This is a genomic window from Acidobacteriota bacterium, assembly GCA_016196065.1.
Taxonomy (GTDB): domain Bacteria; phylum Acidobacteriota; class Terriglobia; order Terriglobales; family Acidobacteriaceae; genus Acidiflorens.
On sequence record JACPYL010000027.1, the window covers coordinates 369,511 to 388,845 of the forward strand.

The 19,335-nt window shown below is 57.5% G+C and carries 17 protein-coding genes and 1 pseudogene; 15 read left to right on the forward strand and 3 right to left on the reverse strand.

Going from position 1 to position 19,335, the window contains the following annotated elements:
- Positions 1-33 precede the first annotated feature (33 nt).
- The 3 genes from HY010_22770 (at position 34) to cax (ending at position 2,564) form a co-directional block, all read left to right on the forward strand.
- Positions 34-552: a DinB family protein gene (locus HY010_22770; GenBank protein MBI3478561.1), complete on the forward strand. Its 519-nt coding sequence runs from the start codon at positions 34-36 to the stop codon at positions 550-552.
- Positions 552-1,430, forward strand: coding sequence for a UTP--glucose-1-phosphate uridylyltransferase GalU (gene galU / locus HY010_22775; protein ID MBI3478562.1), 879 nt, complete (start codon positions 552-554; stop codon positions 1,428-1,430). The genes HY010_22770 and galU overlap by 1 nt, the downstream gene beginning before the upstream one ends.
- Positions 1,431-1,511: 81 nt before the next feature.
- Complete coding sequence (gene cax, locus HY010_22780; protein MBI3478563.1) at positions 1,512-2,564, forward strand: calcium/proton exchanger; 1,053 nt, start codon at positions 1,512-1,514, stop codon at positions 2,562-2,564.
- A gap of 24 nt (positions 2,565-2,588) precedes the next feature.
- Here the strand turns inward: cax and purE are convergent, their stop codons facing one another.
- Together purE and purD are read right to left on the reverse strand one after the other, a co-directional pair.
- Complete coding sequence (purE, locus tag HY010_22785) at positions 2,589-3,095, reverse strand: 5-(carboxyamino)imidazole ribonucleotide mutase (GenBank protein ID MBI3478564.1); 507 nt, start codon at positions 3,093-3,095, stop codon at positions 2,589-2,591.
- 47 nt (positions 3,096-3,142) lie between these two features.
- A complete protein-coding gene (purD, locus tag HY010_22790) occupies positions 3,143-4,414 on the reverse strand; it encodes a phosphoribosylamine--glycine ligase (GenBank protein MBI3478565.1) in 1,272 nt (423 codons plus the stop codon).
- Between the two features lie 233 nt (positions 4,415-4,647).
- On the opposite strand from purD, the gene HY010_22795 reads away from it, so the two are divergent.
- From HY010_22795 to HY010_22805, 3 genes are read left to right on the forward strand one after another with little or no spacing between them, the layout of a single operon-like run.
- Positions 4,648-5,325, forward strand: a complete 678-nt coding sequence (locus HY010_22795) for a metal-dependent transcriptional regulator (GenBank protein MBI3478566.1) — start codon at positions 4,648-4,650, stop codon at positions 5,323-5,325.
- A 60-nt stretch (positions 5,326-5,385) separates the two neighbouring features.
- A complete protein-coding gene (locus tag HY010_22800) occupies positions 5,386-6,831 on the forward strand; it encodes an Nramp family divalent metal transporter (protein MBI3478567.1) in 1,446 nt (481 codons plus the stop codon).
- Between the two features lie 26 nt (positions 6,832-6,857).
- The gene (locus HY010_22805) at positions 6,858-7,274 is read left to right on the forward strand and encodes a universal stress protein (protein MBI3478568.1); all 417 of its coding nucleotides are present in this window, start codon (positions 6,858-6,860) and stop codon (positions 7,272-7,274) included.
- A 19-nt stretch (positions 7,275-7,293) separates the two neighbouring features.
- Here the strand turns inward: HY010_22805 and HY010_22810 are convergent.
- Positions 7,294-7,699 (reverse strand): annotated as a pseudogene (locus tag HY010_22810) (VOC family protein).
- A 101-nt stretch (positions 7,700-7,800) separates the two neighbouring features.
- On the opposite strand from HY010_22810, the gene acnA reads away from it, so the two are divergent.
- From acnA to HY010_22855, 9 genes are all read left to right on the forward strand, one after another.
- Complete coding sequence (gene acnA, locus HY010_22815; protein ID MBI3478569.1) at positions 7,801-10,572, forward strand: aconitate hydratase AcnA; 2,772 nt, start codon at positions 7,801-7,803, stop codon at positions 10,570-10,572.
- Between the two features lie 154 nt (positions 10,573-10,726).
- On the forward strand, positions 10,727-11,524 hold the full coding sequence (locus HY010_22820) for a DMT family transporter (protein ID MBI3478570.1): 798 nt from the start codon (positions 10,727-10,729) through the stop codon (positions 11,522-11,524).
- Positions 11,525-11,545: 21 nt separating this feature from the next.
- The gene (locus HY010_22825) at positions 11,546-12,355 is read left to right on the forward strand and encodes an ABC transporter ATP-binding protein (GenBank protein MBI3478571.1); all 810 of its coding nucleotides are present in this window, start codon (positions 11,546-11,548) and stop codon (positions 12,353-12,355) included.
- A gap of 113 nt (positions 12,356-12,468) precedes the next feature.
- A complete protein-coding gene (locus HY010_22830) occupies positions 12,469-13,221 on the forward strand; it encodes a YIP1 family protein (protein MBI3478572.1) in 753 nt (250 codons plus the stop codon).
- Between the two features lie 73 nt (positions 13,222-13,294).
- The gene (locus HY010_22835) at positions 13,295-14,608 is read left to right on the forward strand and encodes a cytochrome C (protein ID MBI3478573.1); all 1,314 of its coding nucleotides are present in this window, start codon (positions 13,295-13,297) and stop codon (positions 14,606-14,608) included.
- 63 nt (positions 14,609-14,671) lie between these two features.
- Positions 14,672-15,826, forward strand: a complete 1,155-nt coding sequence (locus tag HY010_22840) for an FAD-binding oxidoreductase (GenBank protein MBI3478574.1) — start codon at positions 14,672-14,674, stop codon at positions 15,824-15,826.
- Between the two features lie 31 nt (positions 15,827-15,857).
- Positions 15,858-17,168, forward strand: coding sequence for an FAD-binding oxidoreductase (locus tag HY010_22845; GenBank protein ID MBI3478575.1), 1,311 nt, complete (start codon positions 15,858-15,860; stop codon positions 17,166-17,168).
- Between the two features lie 131 nt (positions 17,169-17,299).
- Positions 17,300-17,704 carry a carboxymuconolactone decarboxylase family protein gene (locus tag HY010_22850; protein ID MBI3478576.1) on the forward strand — a complete coding sequence of 135 codons (405 nt, stop codon included), beginning with the start codon at positions 17,300-17,302 and terminating at the stop codon, positions 17,702-17,704.
- A gap of 35 nt (positions 17,705-17,739) precedes the next feature.
- The gene (locus tag HY010_22855) at positions 17,740-19,185 is read left to right on the forward strand and encodes an aldehyde dehydrogenase family protein (GenBank protein ID MBI3478577.1); all 1,446 of its coding nucleotides are present in this window, start codon (positions 17,740-17,742) and stop codon (positions 19,183-19,185) included.
- Positions 19,186-19,335 lie beyond the last annotated feature (150 nt).

Below are 19,335 nucleotides of genomic sequence, written 5' to 3' on the forward strand. Positions count from 1 at the left end.
CTCATCGTCTAATCGGGCGGAGGGAATCACGTCATGACAGAAACACCTCAACAATACACTGCACGAATCATGAGCAACCTCACCGGTCAGGATCCGCTGAAGACGCAGGCGGCGACGCCCAAGAAAATCGAACGCCTCGTGAAGGACGTGCCATCCGCGAAACTCCGTAAACGCCCGGCTCCGGACAAGTGGTCAGTCGCCGAAATTATCGCGCATCTGGCGGACGCAGAAATCGTCCTCGGCTTTCGAGTGCGCTTGATTCTAGGGGCGCCCGGTGTCCCGATCCAGGCCTTCGATCAGGATGTATGGGCGAACGCGGGTCACTACGAGAAGCGGAGTCCACATGCCAGTCTCGCGCAATTGCTTGCGGCGCGCGAAGCGAACCTCGTGCTCTACAAGTCACTCACTCCTGAACAGTGGAAGTTGTGGGGTATGCACTCCGAGCGCGGGCAGGAATCGGTCGAACACATCGTTCGCATGATCGCCGGCCACGACTTGAACCATCTGAACCAGATCGAACGTATTCTTGCTCCAAAGAAAAAGACAGCCTGATGCCTATGAAAGTCCGTAAAGCAATTTTCCCCGCCGCCGGATTGGGTACTCGTTTCTTGCCCGCCACCAAGGCCCAGCCGAAGGAGATGCTCCCGCTGGTCGATAAGCCCATCATCCAGTACGGCGTGGAAGAAGCTCTGGCCGCGGGTTGCGACCAGATTGTCATCATCACTGGACGCGGCAAGAGTTCGATCGAAGACCATTTCGACGTCAGCTACGAACTCGAGAAAATGCTGGAAGAGAAAGGCAAGACTGAGCTTCTCGCCATCGTGCGCCAGATCTCGGACATGATTCACGTCGCCTACGTGCGCCAAAAAGAAGCGCTTGGATTAGGCCATGCCGTCCTGACGTCGCGCGAGCTAGTCGGCAACGAACCTTTCGCCGTCCTGCTTGCGGATGACGTCATCGATTCGAAGGTGCCGTGTCTCAAACAACTCATGAACGTGTTCGACGAGAAGCAGTGTTCCGTGATTGCCACTCAGATTGTCGAGGGCGCAGCGATTTCGTCGTACGGCGTTCTCAAGGCAAAGGAAGTTCCGGGGTCCGGTGGGAAGCTCTACGAAGTTCTCGACCTCGTGGAAAAGCCGAAGCGCGAAGAAGCTCCGTCGAATCTGGCAGTGATCGGTCGTTACATTCTGACGCCGACCGTTTTCGAAACGCTCTCTGATATCACTCCAGGCGCCGGCGGAGAACTGCAACTGACCGATGGTCTGCGCGCCCTGTTGAAGCGCGAAAAACTATACGCGTACGTGTATGAAGGTCGTCGCCATGACACCGGCGACAAACTTGGGTTCCTCAAAGCGACCGTGGAATTCGCTCTCAAACGCGATGACCTCGGCGGGCCGTTCCGCGAATACTTGAAAGGCTTGAAGCTCTAACCGCACACCTTGCCCGGAAAATCAAAATCCCGCAACACCGGTTCGTGGTGGCAGAATTTTCCGCTCAAGACGAGCCACGTTCTGCTGAACTGCCTGCTCGTCTTCGTGCCGGTAGCAATCGTATTGGGATACATCGGCGGCGTTTCGCCTCTTGTCCTGTTTGCCCTCGCAGGGCTCGCAATCATTCCCTTGGCCGGCGTTCTCGGCGAGGCTACCGAAGATCTGGCGTCTCATCTGGGACAAGGTTTAGGCGCCTTGCTCAACGCGACCATGGGCAATGCCACCGAGCTCATCATCGCGATCGTCGCATTGCGCGCTGGACACGTGGAAGTCGTCAAAGCCTCACTATCGGGAAGCATCATCGGAAATATTTTGCTCGTTCTTGGACTCAGCGTGCTGGTAGGAGGATGGAAGCGAGAACGACAAGTTTTTTCCCGGCAGACCGCTGCAGTTAGCTCCACCATGTTGTTCATCGCGGTCGTCGGTCTGGTAATGCCGGCCGTGTTTTCGCTCAGCGTTTTTGGAGAACTCCGCGAGCACGCTCCCACCATCGAGAACATGAGCCTCTGGACCAGCCTTGTGCTCATCGTGGTGTACTTGCTCAGTCTGCTCTTTGCTTTTGGAACGCACGCTGCAAAATCAGAAGAGACGCATCATTCCGGACGCCCGGTACGATCGGCTCTGTTTGCCCTGGTGCTAGCCACAATTCTGATTGGCGTACTGAGCGAGATTCTGGTCGCGCAGATCGACGCCACGAAACAGGCGCTAGGTTTTTCTGAATTGTTCCTGGGCGTAGTCGTGGTGGCGATCATCGGCAACGCCGCCGAACATGCTTCCGCTGTTTTTATGGCGATGGAAAACAAAATGGATCTCGCGCTGGGAATTGCGATCGGCTCCAGCGCCCAGATCGCCCTGCTGGTGGCGCCTCTACTGGTCTTCTATTCCTGGCTGATCCACAAGCCCATGTCGCTGCTTTTCGTTCCCCTGGAGATTGCCGGTATTGCCGTGTCCGTGCTGATTGTTGAAATGATCTCGTCCGATGGGGAAACGACGTGGTTTGAGGGCGTGCAACTACTGGCCGTTTATTTGATTCTTGCAGTGGCGTTCTATTTTGTGCCCACCGCCGCACGGTAATTGCAGGCGCTTCCCGGCTATCTACTACTTCAGCGTCGCTTGCAACTTCTTGGATTTCTCTTCCACGCCCTTGGCCAGCTTTTCTTTGTGATCTTCCAGTTTCTTCGCAATCGAGGAATCGGCCAGTGCGATCATCTGCGCCGCCAGGATCCCGGCATTGGTTGCACCCGGCTTGCCAATGGCAACCGTCGCTACTGGAATGCCCGCCGGCATCTGCACGATCGCAAGCAGCGAATCCATGCCTTGCAGGGAAGTCGACGGGATCGGCACTCCGATCACCGGCAAAGTGGAATGTGCCGCAATGACTCCCGCGAGATGGGCTGCCCCGCCCGCGCCGGCGATGATCACGCGAATGCCGCGTCCGGCGGCTTTGCGCGCATAGTCTGCGGTGCGGTCGGGAGAGCGGTGCGCGGAGGTGACATCCATTTCATATCCAATGCCAAATTCATCCAGCGCCTTCCCTGCCTCGCGCATGATCTCCAGGTCTGAGTCGCTGCCCATTACGATTGACACTTGTGGTTTGGTGTTCATTGCTCTCCTGATTGTTTTCGAGATTGGAATTTCGTGGCCATCGGCCACTATTTCTTCAGTGCCCGTGCCGCAATGTCGGTGCGATAGTGCGCACCATCAAATCCAATTGTCGACGTCGCCCGATATGCGCGCTGCACCGCCTCCGCCAATTGCGATGCCCGGGTGGTCACGCCGAGCACACGTCCTCCGGAAGTATAAAAGCTCCCCTCGCGCTTCGATGTCGCCGCGTGAAAAACTTTTACGCCTTCCATCTTCGCGGCTTCTTCCAGTCCCATAATTTTCTTGCCTGCCTCGAAAGCGCCAGGATATCCGCCCGAAGCCACGACTACGCAGACGGTAGAATCCGACGACCATCTGAAATCGCCGTCGCTGGTGCGACCATCAATCGACGCTTCCAGTGCTTCCACCAGGTCGCTCTCCAGCCGCATCAGAATCGGTTGCGTTTCCGGATCGCCGAACCGGCAATTGAATTCCAATACCATCGGACCGCGCGCCGTCATCATCAATCCGCAGTACAGGACGCCACGATACTCCGTGCCCTCTGCTTTCATGCCGGCAACCACCGGACGGGCCACGTGGTTCACGAGCCAGTCCCGCATCTGATTGTCGATGATGGTTGGAGTGGTGTACGCGCCCATCCCGCCGGTGTTCGGGCCGGTATCGCCATCACCCACACGCTTGTGATCCTGTGCGGCGACCAGCGGCGCAACCCGTTCCCCATCGCTGACGACCAGGAACGAGAGTTCGTCGCCCTTGAGAAATTCTTCCAGCACCACGCGCGCGCCTGCTTCGCCGACCATTTTTCCGCTCAGCATCTCGCTGGCAACGGTGAAGGCCTCGTCCTTACTCTTTGCGATCACCACGCCCTTGCCTGCCGCCAAGCCATCCGCTTTTACAACCACCGGTGGATGAAAATGGTGGAGGTTGTCGCGCACTTCTTCAATCGAATTGCAGATCGCGTAGTGAGCGGTCGGGATGTGGTGCCGAAGTAGAAATTCTTTAGCGAAGCTCTTGCTGGTTTCAAGCTGAGCCGCAGCCCGCGTTGGACCGAAAGTCCGCCAACCGCGGCGTGTGAACTCGTCCACCACGCCCAGCATCAGAGGCAATTCTGGTCCCACCACGGTCAAGTCGGGCTTGACTTGGTTGGCCACGGCGATCAACGAATCCAGGCTCTTCACATCCGCGGCGATACATTCCGCTTCCTCGGCGATGCCACCGTTTCCAGGGGCACAATATACTTTGCTGACGCGCGGCGATTGCCGCAGCTTCCAGGCTAGCGCGTGCTCGCGCCCTCCGCTACCGATAACGAGAACTTTCATATTCGTGACCTCCAAGGTTAGGGGCGAAAGGAAGATGATGTCAAACCGAGATGAAGCCAGGTTAGAGGTAAGAAGTCAGATTGCAGAGGTCAAGGCTTCGAGCTTCGCGCTACGGGCTTCGAGCGAATCGAAGAATTCTGGCTCGACGCTCGTAGCTCGCGGCTTTGTTTCACCTCTGCAATCTGAACCTCACACCTCTGACCTCTATTAACCATGCTTAATCCCGCCGTATAATCCGCTCTGTGATTACCGTTTCCAAAGAGGACTACCTGAAGGCCATCCTCGAAGCTGAGAGCGAGGGTGAAACAGTGATTTCGGCGACGCTCGCACATTGGCTCAAAGTGTCGCCGCCAGCGGTCACCATGGCAGTGCGGCGGTTGAAGAAGGACGGACTGGTGCGAGTGCAGGGAGGGGAAGTCAGACTCACTGCTTCCGGGCGCAAGATTGCCCGGAAGTTGACCCTTCGCCACCACCTGATTGAACGAATGCTGACCGAAGTGTTTGGCATGGAGTGGTTCAAGGTGCACGACGAGGCCGAACGCCTGGAGCACGCCGTTTCTCCAGACTTTGAAGCGAAGCTTTTGTCGAAGCTGGGCCGCGGCGGCGCCTGTCCGCATGGAAATCTCAGCGAATTGGAAAGTCCGGCAAGCCGGCGCCGTCGAGGATTGGTGCTGTTGTCGGAAGCGGAACCAGGGAAGAACTACGTGGTCAGCGGAATCTACGAACGCGACCGCCATCTGCTGGAGTTTCTGGAAGCGCGCGGCATTCGCCCGGGCGCGAGACTCGGCCTGATCGACCGTAACTACGACAAGACCCTCTCCATCCGCACTGCCGCCGAAGCCATGGTGGTCGGGCGTCCTGCCGCCGAAAGAATCTGGGTTTCCCATCTCTCGCCCCGCCAAGTTAATTAACTATAGTTAATGTGGTAGTATGTACCTCAGTTTACCGACTGCCCCCAAACCACCCACGCCATGAGCAAGCTGGACAGAGACCCCGCCGCCAATCCTCAGCCGAAATCCGGCACTCCGGTCCCCGGCCGCACTGGCGATTTCGATCGTGGCCACGTTTCGCTGGAAGGAGTGCATAGCTCGGTCGCAGTGCCGCATCACGAAGCTGGATTCTGGGAACAGTGGAGAGCATTTGTCGGTCCTGCAATTCTGGTCAGCGTGGGTTACATGGATCCCGGCAACTGGGGCACCGATCTTCAGGCGGGAGCTCAATTCAAGTACGGACTGCTCTGGGTGGTCGGCCTGGCAAGCTTGATGGCGATCTTCATGCAGGTGATGTCCGCCCGCCTGGGTGTGGTTACGGGTAAAGATCTCGCCCAATGTTGTCGCGACTGGTATCCATCGTGGACGCGCTGGCCCAACTGGCTCATGAGCGAGATCGCGATTGGAGCCTGCGATCTGGCGGAAGTTCTCGGCAGCGCGGTGGCGCTGAACCTGCTCTTTCACATCCCGCTGTTCTGGGCAGTGATCATCACCGGCGTGGATGTGCTGCTCCTGCTCGCTCTGCAATCGTTCGGCATGCGCGCGATTGAGGCGGTAGTGCTGTTGCTGATCGTGACGATCGCGGTGTGTTATTTCATCGAGATTTTCATTCTCCCGCAAACCCAGCCAGCATTTCTGGAAATGGGGAGAGCACTCATCTCGCCGCATTTCGGCAAGGCCGGGATGATCTACGTCGCGATCGGCATCATCGGCGCCACCGTCATGCCTCACAACCTGTATCTGCACTCGGCATTGGTGCAGAGCCGCAAGCTGCAGAAAGACGAACCGTCGATCCGCAGCGCGATCCGCTTCAACACCATCGACTCCATCGCTGCCCTGACCGTCGCCTTTTTTGTAAACGCCGCGATTCTCGTTTTGGCAGCCACAGTTTTCTTCGGCAAGGAAAGCGTCACTGTCTCAGGTGGGCAACTGGTCACGTTCAGCGGACAGAGCGATTGGATCCGCGTCGCTTACCTGACGCTGGCTCCGTTACTCGGTACAGCCGCTGCGAGCACCCTGTTTGCCGTGGCACTCCTCGCCAGCGGACAGAGCAGCACGATCACAGGCACGCTCGCCGGGCAAGTTGTGATGGAAGGCTTCATGCGTTGGCGAATCCGGCCATGGGTGCGACGACTGATTACCCGCAGCTTGGCGATTCTTCCGGCGGTCTTGGTGATTGGAATCCGGGGCGAAGGTAGCGTCACCGATTTGCTGACACTCAGTCAAGTAGTGCTGGCCTTGCAGCTGCCGTTTGCGATGTTTCCACTCTTGCATTTCACAAGTTCAGGCAAGCGCATGGGCAAATGGAAAAATGGCGGCCTGTTGCTGGTCGCTGGCGGGGCCAGTGCTATGCTGATCACCGCCATGGACCTGTACGGGCTGCCCGACACGCTGAAAGCCGCATGGCAAGTGATTCACGGCGGATAGCGCTAACACGAAAGACACGGAATCTCATGTACGAAACCATCCTGGTAACGCTCGACGGCACGCCCAGTGATCGCGCGATCATTGAGCACGTCAAGCAACTGGCGAAGCTGGCGCACAGCCGCCTCGTGCTGCTGCATGTTGCCGACGGATGGGCCGCCCGCACTTACGGGCGCGATGCAGTCAGTGCGGAAATCGCGGAGGACACTGCATACCTCGAAAAAATCCGCGCGGAATTTTTATCTGCCGATATTGCGACCGAGGCCGAACTGGCTTATGGCGACCCTGCCAGCGAAATTATCAAATGGGTGAAGCAAAAAGGCTGCGACCTCGTGGCCATGAGCACTCACGGACATCGCTTCCTGGCCGATGTGTTTCTAGGAACCACTGCCACGCGGGTCCAGCACAACATCAGTGCTCCGGTACTCCTGCTTCGGGCAAAGTGAAGTCCCGCAACGTAGAAAACTAGGCTTCCTTCTTCATCTTCAGTTGCAGCAAGTCCCACAAGTTCCCGTAGAGGTCTGCAAACACTGCGACGATTCCGTACGGTTCTTCTTTGGGCTCGCGTACGAATTTCACGTTCCGTTCGGTCATCTCACGGTAGTCCCGCCAAAAATCGTCCGTGTTCAGAAAGAGAAAAACCCGTCCGCCCGTCTGGTTCCCGACCCGGCTTGACTGCTCGGGATTGGCAGCTTTGCGCGAGCAGCAAGGTTGTTCCCTGGGAACCGGGCGGAGCGATCACGACCCAGCGCTTGTCCTCGCTGAGCCGAGTATCTTCAACCACGCGGAAGTTGAGCGTGCGCGTGTAAAAGGCGAGTGCTTCGTCGTAGTCCCTGACCACCAGCGCGACATGACCCAGTGTTTGCATCAAGATGCACACTACTTTAGCGCATTTGCAGGCCTCGTTTTCACACGGGCTGTGCGAAACGAATTACACTATTATTTTCCGGTTTTATTGTCAGGAAGGCACTCATGTCATTGAATAGTTTCGGCGCACGCGCAACTCTCAAAGTCGGCGAAAAGGAATACGAACTCTACCGGATTGACGCTCTCGACAAGCAGGGCATTGCAACCACGCACCTGCCATTTTCGCTGCGCATCCTTCTCGAGAACCTGCTTCGCACAGAAGACGGCGGCAACGTCACCAAGGACGAAGTGCGCGCGCTCGCTGCCTGGAACAAGAATTCGAAGCCCGAGAAAGAAATTGCTTTTACGCCTAGCCGCGTCCTGCTGCAGGATTTCACCGGCGTTCCAGCAGTCGTCGATCTTGCGGCCATGCGCGACGCGATGAAGCGCCTCGGAGGCGATCCGAAGCTGATCAATCCGTTACAGCCTGCGGAACTTGTGATCGATCACTCCGTGCAGGTCGACGAATTCGGGACGACCAACGCTTTTGACGTCAATGCGCTCCTGGAATTTCAGCGCAACAAAGAACGGTATGCTTTCCTGCGCTGGGGACAGACCGGATTCCGCAATCTGGCGATCGTGCCGCCGGACACCGGCATCGTTCACCAAGTGAACCTGGAATATCTCGCTCGCGTCGTATTTGTTCACGAACAAGGCGGCAAACGTACTGCTTACCCGGACACACTGGTCGGCACCGACTCGCACACCACCATGGTCAACGGTCTTGGCGTGTTGGGATGGGGTGTCGGCGGAATTGAAGCCGAAGCTGCCATGCTCGGACAGCCCGTCTCCATGCTGATTCCGCTGGTGGTCGGCGTGAAGCTCACCGGACGCCTGCGCGAAGGAGCGACCGCAACCGATCTTGTTCTCACGATCACAGAAATGCTGCGCAAGCACGGCGTGGTCGGAAAGTTCGTTGAATATTTTGGCCCCGGCCTGCAGGATCTCCCACTCGCCGATCGTGCCACCATCGCGAACATGTCGCCGGAGTACGGCGCGACCTGCGGCATTTTCCCTATCGACAAAGAGAGCCTTCGCTACCTGAAACTCACGGGACGCAGTGAAGAACAGATCGCACTGGTCGAAGCGTACGCTCGCGAGCAAGGGCTCTTCCACGATGCGCGAACTCCGGAAGCGGAATACTCCGAGTTGCTGAGCCTCGACCTGGCCACCGTGGAGCCGAGTCTCGCCGGGCCAAAACGTCCGCAGGATCGAGTCGTGCTTTCGAAGGCCGGAGAGTCATTCAACCAGGCTTTGCCATCCCTGATCAAACCCAAGGCGAAGGCCGCGGCTGCCGCTCCGGCGATGGGTGCGGAAAAGAAATGGGAGCAGGAGGGGGGCAACCCGGCTGCTGTCGGTGTTGAAGATCCCAACGTGCACGAGCACGTTTCTGCCAGCGTGAAATCTGCGCTGCAACACGGCAGCGTAGTGATCGCCGCGATCACGAGCTGCACGAACACTTCGAATCCGTCGGTGATGATTGCCGCTGGGCTGCTTGCCAAGAAGGCCGTCGAAAAAGGTTTGTCGATGCCGGCATGGGTCAAGACGTCGCTCGCGCCCGGATCGAAAGTGGTCCGCGATTATCTCGAAGCCGCCGGTCTGACGCCTTATCTCGAAAAATTGAAGTTCAATATTGTCGGCTACGGCTGCACGACCTGCATTGGAAATTCCGGACCTCTGCCCACAGAAGTTTCCCAGGCGATCGAAGACAAAGAACTGGTGGTCGCATCCGTCCTTTCTGGTAATCGCAACTTCGAGGGACGCATCAACTCCGAAGTGCGCGCGAACTATCTCATGTCGCCGCCGCTCGTCGTCGCCTTCGCGTTGGCCGGACGCATCGACATCGACCTTCGCAAGGATCCCATTGGTAAGGATCGAGAAGGCCAGCCCGTTTACCTTGCCGACCTCTGGCCATCGCAACGTGAAGTTGAGCAGACCATGGAAAAGTCGATCACGTCCGACATGTTCCGTAAAAGCTATGGCGAAGTGTATTCAGGCGATGAGCGCTGGCGCACTTTGCCCGTGCCAACTGGCGAGACATACGCATGGGAAAAGGACTCAACCTACATTCGTCAGGCTCCTTATTTCGACGGTATGAAAGTGAAGCCTGCGGCCATTGAGGACATTCGCAGCGCCCGCGTGCTCGCAGTTCTGGGCGACAGCGTGACGACCGATCACATCTCGCCCGCTGGGTCGATCAAGAAGGATGGTCCGGCTGGAAAATACCTGGTCGCCCACGGTGTGCAACCCGCCGATTTCAATTCTTACGGATCACGCCGCGGCAATCACGAAGTCATGGTACGCGGAACTTTTGCGAATACGCGGTTGCGCAACAAGATGGTCACGACCGAAGGCGGATTTACTCGTCATCTGCCCGACGGCGCCGAGATGTCCATCTTCGAAGCGTCCGAGAAATATCATGCGGAGAAAGTGCCGCTCGTGATCCTCGCCGGCAAGGAATATGGATCCGGATCATCCCGTGACTGGGCAGCCAAGGGACCGCGCCTGCTGGGCGTGCGAGCGGTCATCGCGGAAAGCTACGAGCGCATTCACCGCTCCAATCTGGTTGGGATGGGAATCCTGCCGCTGCAGTTTCTACCCGCAGAAAATGCCGAATCGCTGAAACTCTCCGGCCACGAGGTGTTCGAAATTACCGGCATCGCCCAGGTGGTGGAGAAGTTTTCCGCGGGCCGGCAGATTACCGTGCGCGTGAAGGGTGAAACGAAATCCGAGTTCAAGGCGATCGTCCGCATCGACACTCCGCAGGAAGCGTTGTATTACGCGAACGGTGGCATTCTGCAATACGTCTTGCGGCAACTGCTGTCGAACAAGTCCTGACCCGAATCCGTCTGCGCCTGAAGGGCATTCAAATGTAGAGACGCGGCTTGCCGCGCCTCTTCCCGTCCGGCAAAACTCCAACCCGAGCGTGCTAATCTCAATCCCCATGTTTATCCCCGCACCGTACGTGTCTGCCGCTTGCAGTCTGACTGCAATGCTGATCTGGGGAGCCAGCGATTTTTCCGGCGGAGTCGGTGCGCGCCGCGTGAACGCGTTTCTCTTCACAGCGATCGTTCATCTGAGTGGGATCTTCCTGATGTATTCCGTTGCCCGGATCACACATGCTCCGTTCCCAGACCGGGCAAGCCTGCTGTGGGCGCTGGCGGCGGGTTCGGTGGGCGGCATTTCCCTGGCTGTCTTCTACCGGGCGCTGGCCAGCGGCAAAATGGGTTTGACGGCGCCGGTATCAGCTGTTCTTGGGGCCGCGATCCCGACGATCGTCACCGCTTTCCGTGAAGGGTTTCCGGGATACCGTCAGTTGATTGGGTTTGTCCTTGCCGGTGTTGGAGTCTGGCTTATCTCGCGCACGGAGGGCAGCCTCGGTCGTCCGGAAGGCCTGGGGATGGCGGTGCTCGCGGGCGTCGGCTTTGCCGTCTTCTATCTGTGCGTGAATCAGACTCGCAATGCTTCGGCTATCTGGATCGCCGGCAGTTCCCGTTGCGCATCGCTCTTCGTGACCAGCATTTTCGTTTTGGCCACGCGACAAGTGCGGGCAGTCCCCGGTCCGATTTTGGCTCTCGCCATTTTCACCGGCTTTCTGGATATCACGGGCAGCGCCCTATTCGTCCGCGCAGCCCAAACCGGACGCCTGGATACTGCTGTCGTACTCAGCTCTCTTTACCCTGCGATCACGGTGCTGCTGGCTCGCTTCTTCCTGCATGAGCATTTCAGTCGAAGCAAGACCGTTGGAATGCTGGCGGCGCTCGCGGCAGTGCCGCTGGTGGCGGGGTGAGGCTATTCCATATTGCAGAGGATGGAATACGATAGATCCGTGGCTCTTGTCGAAGTCCGCAATCTAACCAAAGTATTCGATGTCAGTGAGTCCGCTTTTGGCGGCCGCTCCGGCCAAGTGCGCGCGGTGGACGATGTCTCGTTCGACATTCAACCGGGCGAGACTCTTGGCCTGGTGGGCGAATCGGGCTCTGGCAAGAGCACGCTCGGGCGGCTGATTCTGCGGTTGATTGAGCCGACGAGTGGCGCCGTGGCGTTCGGTGGCAAAGACTTGCTCGCGGCCAACGGTGCGGAGTTGCGCCTTCTTCGCCGCGACATGCAGATCATTTTTCAGGATCCATTTGGCTCGCTCGATCCGCGATTTCGTGTCGAAGAGGTGATTGCCGAACCGATCATCATCCACGAAAAGATCAGCGGTGATGCGCGGCGGCAGCGTGTTAAGGAATTGTTGCGGGCCGTCGGACTCGACGAGTCCGCCATGTCCCGCTATTGCCACGAATTTTCCGGTGGACAGCGGCAGCGTATCGGTATTGCTCGCGCGCTTGCCCTGCGCCCGAAATTCATTGTGGCCGACGAGCCCGTTTCCGCGCTCGATGTCAGCGTGGGCGCTCAGATCGTGAACCTCCTGCGCCAGTTGCAGCGCGAGTTCGGCCTGACCTACCTCTTTATCTCTCATTCCATGCCGGTGGTGCGCTATCTTTCCACCCGGATTGCGGTGATGTATCGCGGCAAGATCGTCGAAATCGGATCGACTGCCCAAGTCACCGGACGCCCGCAGCACGCCTATACCAGTAGCCTGCTGGCGGCTACGCCAGAGATTGCCGTACAGTAGCTGTTCACCGGCGCGCAAACGGCATTCGCCGAAACCTTCGCTATTCGCCGACTTGATCTTGATGTCCGTGGAGAAAAAAAACTACAATCCCCGAGAAATTGGAGGAGACAACTATGGCTACCGCTTCCACGATTCCACCACAAGAAACCGCGCCGCAGTCCCAGGTACAACGTGTGATCAACACTTTCATCGCGCCCAGCAAGACTTTCACCGATCTGCGCCGGAGCGCCAGTTGGTGGCTGCCGTTTCTGATCGGTGGCATCGTCTACGTCATGTTCATCTACGTGGTCGACCAAAAAGTTGGTTTTAGAAAAGTAGTGGAGAATCAGCTCCGCATTCAGCCCAAGCAGGAGGCACGCCTGGAACAATTGCCGGCCGATCAGCGCGAAGCTGCCATGCAGCAACAGACCGGGTTTTGGAAAGTATTCTCCTACATCGGGCCGGTAATCGGTCTGGTCTTCTACCTCATCATCGCCGCCGTTCTTTTCGGCACCTTCAAGCTCGCTGCCAACGCCGACATGAAATTCTGGACCATGTACGGTCTAACCGTGTTTGCGTGGTTGCCCCAGATATTTGTTTCCTTGCTGGCGATTCTTGCCCTGGTCGCCGGTGTGAGTGCCGATGGGTTCATGATCCAGAGTCCTGCGACGACGAATCTGGGAGCATTTGTCGACCCATCGTCTTCACCTGCACTGTTCGCCCTACTGAGTTCAATCGATGTCTTTACCTTCTGGAGTCTTGCCTTGATGGCCATCGGCGCAACCTGCATCAGCAAAGTGAAGCGAGGAACTGCGTTTGCAATTGTGTTTGGTTGGTTCGCATTTTGGGTGGTAGTCAAAGTCGGGTTGGCCGCTGCCACTTCCTGATGGCGTGACAAGAATCACAGCCATCGCAGAACAGTCTGGCGTATGATCCTTCCTTCCTTTTTTCGGAGGTGTCATGCGCCATTTTATTTTGCCTGTAGCCGTGTGCTTTGGCCTGGCTCTTGCAGCATTTGCCCAACCAGCGGCAAACAGTAGTGCGTCCTGCGTTGAATGTCACAGCAAGCAGACGCCGAGCATCGTGGCCGATTGGAAGTTGAGCAAGCACAGCCAGATGGAAGTCACCTGCGCCACTTGCCACGGCGACCAGCATCAATCAGCCTCCGACGTTGCGAAGGTGAAGATCCCGACACCCGAAACCTGCGCGCAGTGTCACAAGACTCAAGTTGAGCAGTACATGCACGGGAAGCATTCCAAGGCTTGGGCGGCCATGCTGGCTATGCCCACGATCCATTGGCAGCCGATGCCGATGATCGAGGGAGAAAAAGGCTGCGGCGGGTGCCACAAGATCGGCGTGAAGTCGCCGGACGAAATCGCGAAGCTGAGCAAGAACGGCAGTGAGTTTGGCGCGGCTTCATGCGATTCCTGTCACACGCGGCACACATTTTCAGTTGAGGAAGCGAAGGCTCCGCAGGCCTGTGAAACCTGTCACATGGGCTTTGACCATCCCCAGTGGGAAATGTATTCCTCATCCAAGCACGGAGTCCGTACGGACCTGAAGCAGCGCGGGATCTTGCCTGCTGGAGCGGCGGCGCCCACTTGCCAGACCTGCCACATGCAGAACGGCGATCACGGTGTGCGTACGGCATGGGGATTTCTTGCGGTTCGCCTTCCTTTGCCTGAAGACAAACAATGGGCGGCGGATCGCGCGGCAATTCTGCAAGCCCTCGGCGTGCTCGATCCCGATGGCAAGCCGACCGCGTTGGTTGCCACCGTTCAAGCTGCGGATGTTGCCCGCTTGACCCAAGAAGACTGGCAGGGCGAGCGCGACAAGATGCTCAAAGTTTGTAATCAGTGTCACTCCGGTAATTTCGCCAGGCAGCAACTGCAGGCCGGCGATGACATGATCAAGAATGCCGACCACTTGATGGCCCAGGCAATTCACATTGTTGCCGACTTGTATAAGGACGGCGTTCTGCCCCAACCCAAGAACTATGCGTATCCGTTCCCGAACCTGCTTACCTTCCACGATGCTCCAACTGTGGTCGAGCAAAAATTGTTCGTGATGTATCTCGAGCATCGCATGCGCACGTTTCAGGGCACGTTCCACGGCAGCCCCGACTACGCGCTCTGGTATGGCTGGAGCGAGATGCAACGCGACTTGACTGAGATCAAGGAACTCGCCGAACAGATGCGGAAGGCAAAGACAGTCGCGGCTGCGAAGCCAGAGGCAGTCAAGCCGGTGGCGCACAAGCCAGCCCCGAAAAAATGAAGTGGGAGGCGAACTGGAAACTCGCCTCCGCACTAACCTGACCGCATTTACAATTGCTCCCGCATGCACACCGCGGACGTCGCCATCATCGGTGGAGGCATTGTCGGATCGAGCATTGCCTACCATCTGGTCTCTGCCGGTTGTAAGAATGTGCTCGTGATCGAGCGCGAAACCGCGCAGGGCAAGGGATCCACCGGCAAGAGCATGGGTGGCGTTCGTGCTCAATTCTCCACGCCCGTCAACATCCAGATGTCGCTCTACTCGATTCCTTTCTACGGGAGTTTCGAGGAGCGCCTTGGCTACCCCTGTGACTATCGCGCGCAGGGATATCTCTTCTGTGCGACCAGCGAAAAACACATCGCGTACCTGCGCGCGAACTGTGAAAAACAAGTGGCGATGGGTTTGAAGAACGTGCGTCTTATCTCGGGAGACGAAATTCGCAGCCAGTTTCCGCAGTTGCGCGGCGACGACATTATCGGCGGCAGTTTCTGTTCGACCGACGGGTTCGTTGATCCCTATAGCGTGATGATCGGCTTTATGACGTGGGCCTCTGACCACGGAGCCGCGCTTTGGAAGAACGCAACCGTGACGGGAATTTCGAAGCAGGGCCATGCCTTCGAGATCACGACCACGCGCGATTCGATTTCCGCGGCATCGGTTGTCAACTGTGCCGGAGCCTGGTCCGCCGGCATTGCCAAGATGCTTGGCATCGATTTGCCGGTGGAGCCGTTACGCCGCATGCTCGTCCCTACCGAACCCTTCGATGCATTCCCGCACACTGCGCCCATGATCATCGACATGTCGAACGGATTCCATTTCCGTCCGGAGAGCCGCGGCTTTTTATTGGCATGGAACGATCCCGAAGAAACTCCGGGCTACAAGATGGACTTCGAGCCTTCGTTCATCGAGAAAATTCTGACCCGTGCCGCCGACCGCGTTCCCATATTTGAGAATGTCGCCGTGAATCCAAAACGTGCATGGGCAGGCCTGTATGAAATGACGCCGGACCATCATCCCATCCTTGGGGAGTCGCCCGATGTGCCGGGATTTTTCTTTGCCAATGGTTTCAGCGGACACGGCGTGATGCATTCTCCGGCCACCGGTAAAATCCTCAGTGACTTGATCTTGACTGGCAAGACGGGATTGATCGACGCATCTCTGTTGAACTTTTCTCGTTTCGCCGAAGGGCGAACGATTCACGAGACGGCGGTGCTGTAGTCACGGATCGAACGCCCCGCGATCATTTACTATGGTCGCCGCAAAGCTCATGCCCCAGGAACTCAACTACTGGTTGACCACGGTCGAGATGCCGGCTTCTCCGCCGCAGCCTTTGCCTGAGATCGTCGACGTCGCCGTAGTGGGTGCAGGCTTTACCGGTCTCTCGGCCGCCCTCGCGCTCGCGAAACGAGGTGCAAAGGTCGTGGTACTCGAGTCCGAAACCATCGGATGGGGCGCCAGTTCGCGCAATGGCGGCATGGTGCTTTCCGGACTGAAACTTGGCGTCAACCAGTTGATCTCCAAGTATGGACGCGAACTCACGCGTCGCATGTACGCGGCATCGCTCGACACCATCGCGTCCGTCGAACGCATTGTCCGAGAGGAAAACATCGCTTGCGACTTTGCACGCAGCGGTCACCTTGAAGTTGCCTGTAAGCAGAGCCACTTCGACGACTACGCCCGGCAGGTCGAAGTCATCGCGCGCGAATTCAATCATCAATTGAAGATTGTGCCGCGCGCGGATCTCCGCAGTGAAATTGGCTCCGACATTCATTACGGTGGCATGGTGGACGAGATCAGCGTGGGCGTGAATCCCGCACGATACGTCGCCGGCCTCGGCGCTGCTGCGATGCGGGCCGGGGCGACCATTCACGAGCGCACCGAACTGCAGGGCATAGATCGCGATTCGCAAAACGGCGCGCCGGGATTCCGGCTCAAAACATCCCGCGGAACTTTTCGTGCGCGCAACGTGCTCGTCGGCACCAGCGGTTATACCGGCGTGGCGACTCCGAAATTAAAGAATAAGATCATCCCCATCGGCTCGTTCATTATTACGACCGAAATCTTGCCGGATGCACTGGCCCGCGAAGTCAGTCCCCGCAACCGGCAGATCTACGACTCCAAAAATTATCTCTACTATTTCCGCCTGACGCCGGATAACCGCATGCTTTTCGGAGGACGCGCCGCCTTTTTCCCCGAGACCGATCAGACCATCCGCAAGAGCGCCGAGATTTTGCGCCAGGGGATGATCTCGGTGTATCCGCAGCTGCGCGATACGAAAGTCGAATACGTTTGGGGCGGCACACTTGATTTTTGTTTCGACATCATGCCCCACGCCGGACAGACCGACGGAATCTACTTCGCTCTTGGATACGCGGGGCACGGTGTTGCAATGGCGACCTGGCAAGGGCAGAAAATGGCGGAGTGGATCGCAGAAGGGAAGACCGACAATCCGTTTGCCGAGATTCCGTTCCCCGGCGCTCCCCTCGGACTCTACAACGGTAAACCCTGGTTCCTGCCGTTCGCGGGCGCTTACTATAAGGTGCTCGACTGGGTATCGTAAGAAACAGGTTTCAGGTCCTAGGTGTTAGGTCTCAGGTCTTTAAAACCGCAGCCGCCGGTGACGTTGTAGTTTTGCCTAATACCTAGTACCTGACACCTAAGACCTGACACCTGCATTTTCTGGAGAACCTTATGTCCCTATTCGGCCTCATTGAATACGATCAAGCCAGCCCCGAAGTGCGCGCGATTTATGACGACATCATGGCGACGCGCAAGACCGACTGGATCAACAATTTCTGGAAAGCGATCGCCCATGATCCCGTGATGCTCAAGCGCACATGGGAAGACATCAAGCAGATCATGGCTCCCGGCGCTCTTGATCCGCTCACAAAAGAGATGATCTACGTTGCCGTATCGGTGACGAATCAGTGCGAGTACTGCATCGCCTCGCACACCGCTTCCGCCCAAAAGAAAGGCATGACTGACGCGCAGTTCAAAGAATTGATGTCAGTCGTGGGGATGGCGAATGAAACCAACCGTCTCGTCGCCGGGTATCAAGTCGAGGTCGACGAAGCATTCAAGCGGCCTGCAAAATAGCGGTGAAGTTCTATAATCGTCGCGGGGGTGAGGGAATGGCCGAACTGACGATCGCTCCAGTTGCGACCCACGGATTTTTTCTAGACGGGAAGTGGCTGGAGGAAGGCGACCTCGTCGATGTTCGCGCTCCCTACGACGGATCGATCGTTGGCCGAGTGTTTCGCGGCCGTCGCGAACATGCCGAGCTAGCCATTGCCGCTGCCGTCAAAGCGTTCGGTACCACACGCCGTCTGCCCGCCTTTGAGCGCCAGCGCGTTCTTCGCCAGATTGCCGAAGGAATCCAGGCGCGGCGCGAAGAATTCGCCCGTACGCTTGCGCAGGAAGCGGGCAAGCCCATCAAGACCGCGCGTCTTGAAGTGGACCGCGCCATGATCACCTTCGGCATCGCTGCCGAAGAAACCGTGCGCGGCTACGGAGAATATCTCCCACTCGACTGGCAGCAATCGACCGTCGGACGCTGGGGGATCGTCAAACGCTTTCCTCTCGGCCCCATTGCCGGAATCTCGCCGTTTAATTTCCCGCTGAACCTGGTTGCTCACAAAGTCGCTCCCGCCATGGCTGCCGGATGTTCCATGATCCTCAAGCCCGCTCCGCAGACTCCGCTGAGCGCGTTGCTGTTGGCGGAAGTGGTTCAGCAGGCAGGCTGGCCTGATGGTGGACTCAATGTGCTGCTGCTCTCCAACGAAGATTCCGAATTGCTGGTAACCGATGATCGAATCAAGCTCATCAGTTTTACCGGCAGCGCCGCCGTCGGATGGGCCATCAAAGATAAAGCCGGAAGAAAGAAAGTCGTCCTCGAACTCGGCGGTAACTCCGGGGTCATCGTGCACAGCGACTGCGATCTGCAATACGCTGCCGAACGTTGCGTTACCGGAGGCTTCGCCTACGCCGGTCAGTCCTGCATTTCCGTACAGCGCATCCTGGTCGAACATTCCGTCTACGGCAAATTCACCGAATTGTTGCTCGAAGAGACAAAGAAGCTGAAAGTCGGCGACCCGCTCGACGAAGCCAGCGACCTGGGCCCGATGATCCGCGAAAGTGACGCCATCCGTGCCGCGGATTGGATTCAAGAGGCGGTGCGCGGTGGGGCGCGCCTGCTTTGCGGCGGCAAGAGAAAAGGTTCTCTCCTCGAGCCCACCGTTCTTTCCGGCACGCGCTCCGACATGAAAGTGAATTGTCAGGAAATTTTTGCGCCGGTGGTGACGGTTGAGCCCTACCACGACTTCTCTTCCGCATTGAAGGAAATCAACAACTCCCCGTACGGACTACAGGCTGGCCTCTTCACGCGCGATGCCAAACTTATCTTCCAGGCGTATGAGGAGTTGGAAGTCGGCGGACTGATTGCCGGCGATGTGCCGACATTCCGAGTCGAACACATGCCCTATGGTGGAGTGAAAGATTCAGGATTAGGGCGCGAAGGCTTGCGCGATTCGATTCAGGAGATGACCGAACCGAAACTTTTGGTCATGAACCTGCGCTAAGGGTTTCAAAACGGGAAAACGATTTGAACGCCTCATCGGAGCCGTTTCCGTTGTGAATTTCAACGCCTTCAGTGATTTGATTTCATTTTTCGTGAATTAAAAAAGAAAAGCTGCAAGCAAAGTGTTGAACAAAACCATTCAACTGCTATA

Bases quoted from the DNA above. Each gene is read 5' to 3' on its own strand.
- HY010_22770 (MBI3478561.1), top strand. From the start codon at position 34: ATGACAGAAACACCTCAACAATACACTGCACGAATCATGAGCAACCTC.
- galU (MBI3478562.1), top strand. From the start codon at position 552: ATGCCTATGAAAGTCCGTAAAGCAATTTTCCCCGCCGCCGGATTGGGT.
- purE (MBI3478564.1), bottom strand. From the start codon at position 3,095: ATGAACACCAAACCACAAGTGTCAATCGTAATGGGCAGCGACTCAGAC.
- purD (MBI3478565.1), bottom strand. From the start codon at position 4,414: ATGAAAGTTCTCGTTATCGGTAGCGGAGGGCGCGAGCACGCGCTAGCC.
- HY010_22800 (MBI3478567.1), top strand. From the start codon at position 5,386: ATGAGCAAGCTGGACAGAGACCCCGCCGCCAATCCTCAGCCGAAATCC.
- HY010_22805 (MBI3478568.1), top strand. From the start codon at position 6,858: ATGTACGAAACCATCCTGGTAACGCTCGACGGCACGCCCAGTGATCGC.
- acnA (MBI3478569.1), top strand. From the start codon at position 7,801: ATGTCATTGAATAGTTTCGGCGCACGCGCAACTCTCAAAGTCGGCGAA.
- HY010_22820 (MBI3478570.1), top strand. From the start codon at position 10,727: ATGCTGATCTGGGGAGCCAGCGATTTTTCCGGCGGAGTCGGTGCGCGC.
- HY010_22825 (MBI3478571.1), top strand. From the start codon at position 11,546: ATGGAATACGATAGATCCGTGGCTCTTGTCGAAGTCCGCAATCTAACC.
- HY010_22830 (MBI3478572.1), top strand. From the start codon at position 12,469: ATGGCTACCGCTTCCACGATTCCACCACAAGAAACCGCGCCGCAGTCC.
- HY010_22835 (MBI3478573.1), top strand. From the start codon at position 13,295: ATGCGCCATTTTATTTTGCCTGTAGCCGTGTGCTTTGGCCTGGCTCTT.
- HY010_22840 (MBI3478574.1), top strand. From the start codon at position 14,672: ATGCACACCGCGGACGTCGCCATCATCGGTGGAGGCATTGTCGGATCG.
- HY010_22845 (MBI3478575.1), top strand. From the start codon at position 15,858: ATGGTCGCCGCAAAGCTCATGCCCCAGGAACTCAACTACTGGTTGACC.
- HY010_22850 (MBI3478576.1), top strand. From the start codon at position 17,300: ATGTCCCTATTCGGCCTCATTGAATACGATCAAGCCAGCCCCGAAGTG.
- HY010_22855 (MBI3478577.1), top strand. From the start codon at position 17,740: ATGGCCGAACTGACGATCGCTCCAGTTGCGACCCACGGATTTTTTCTA.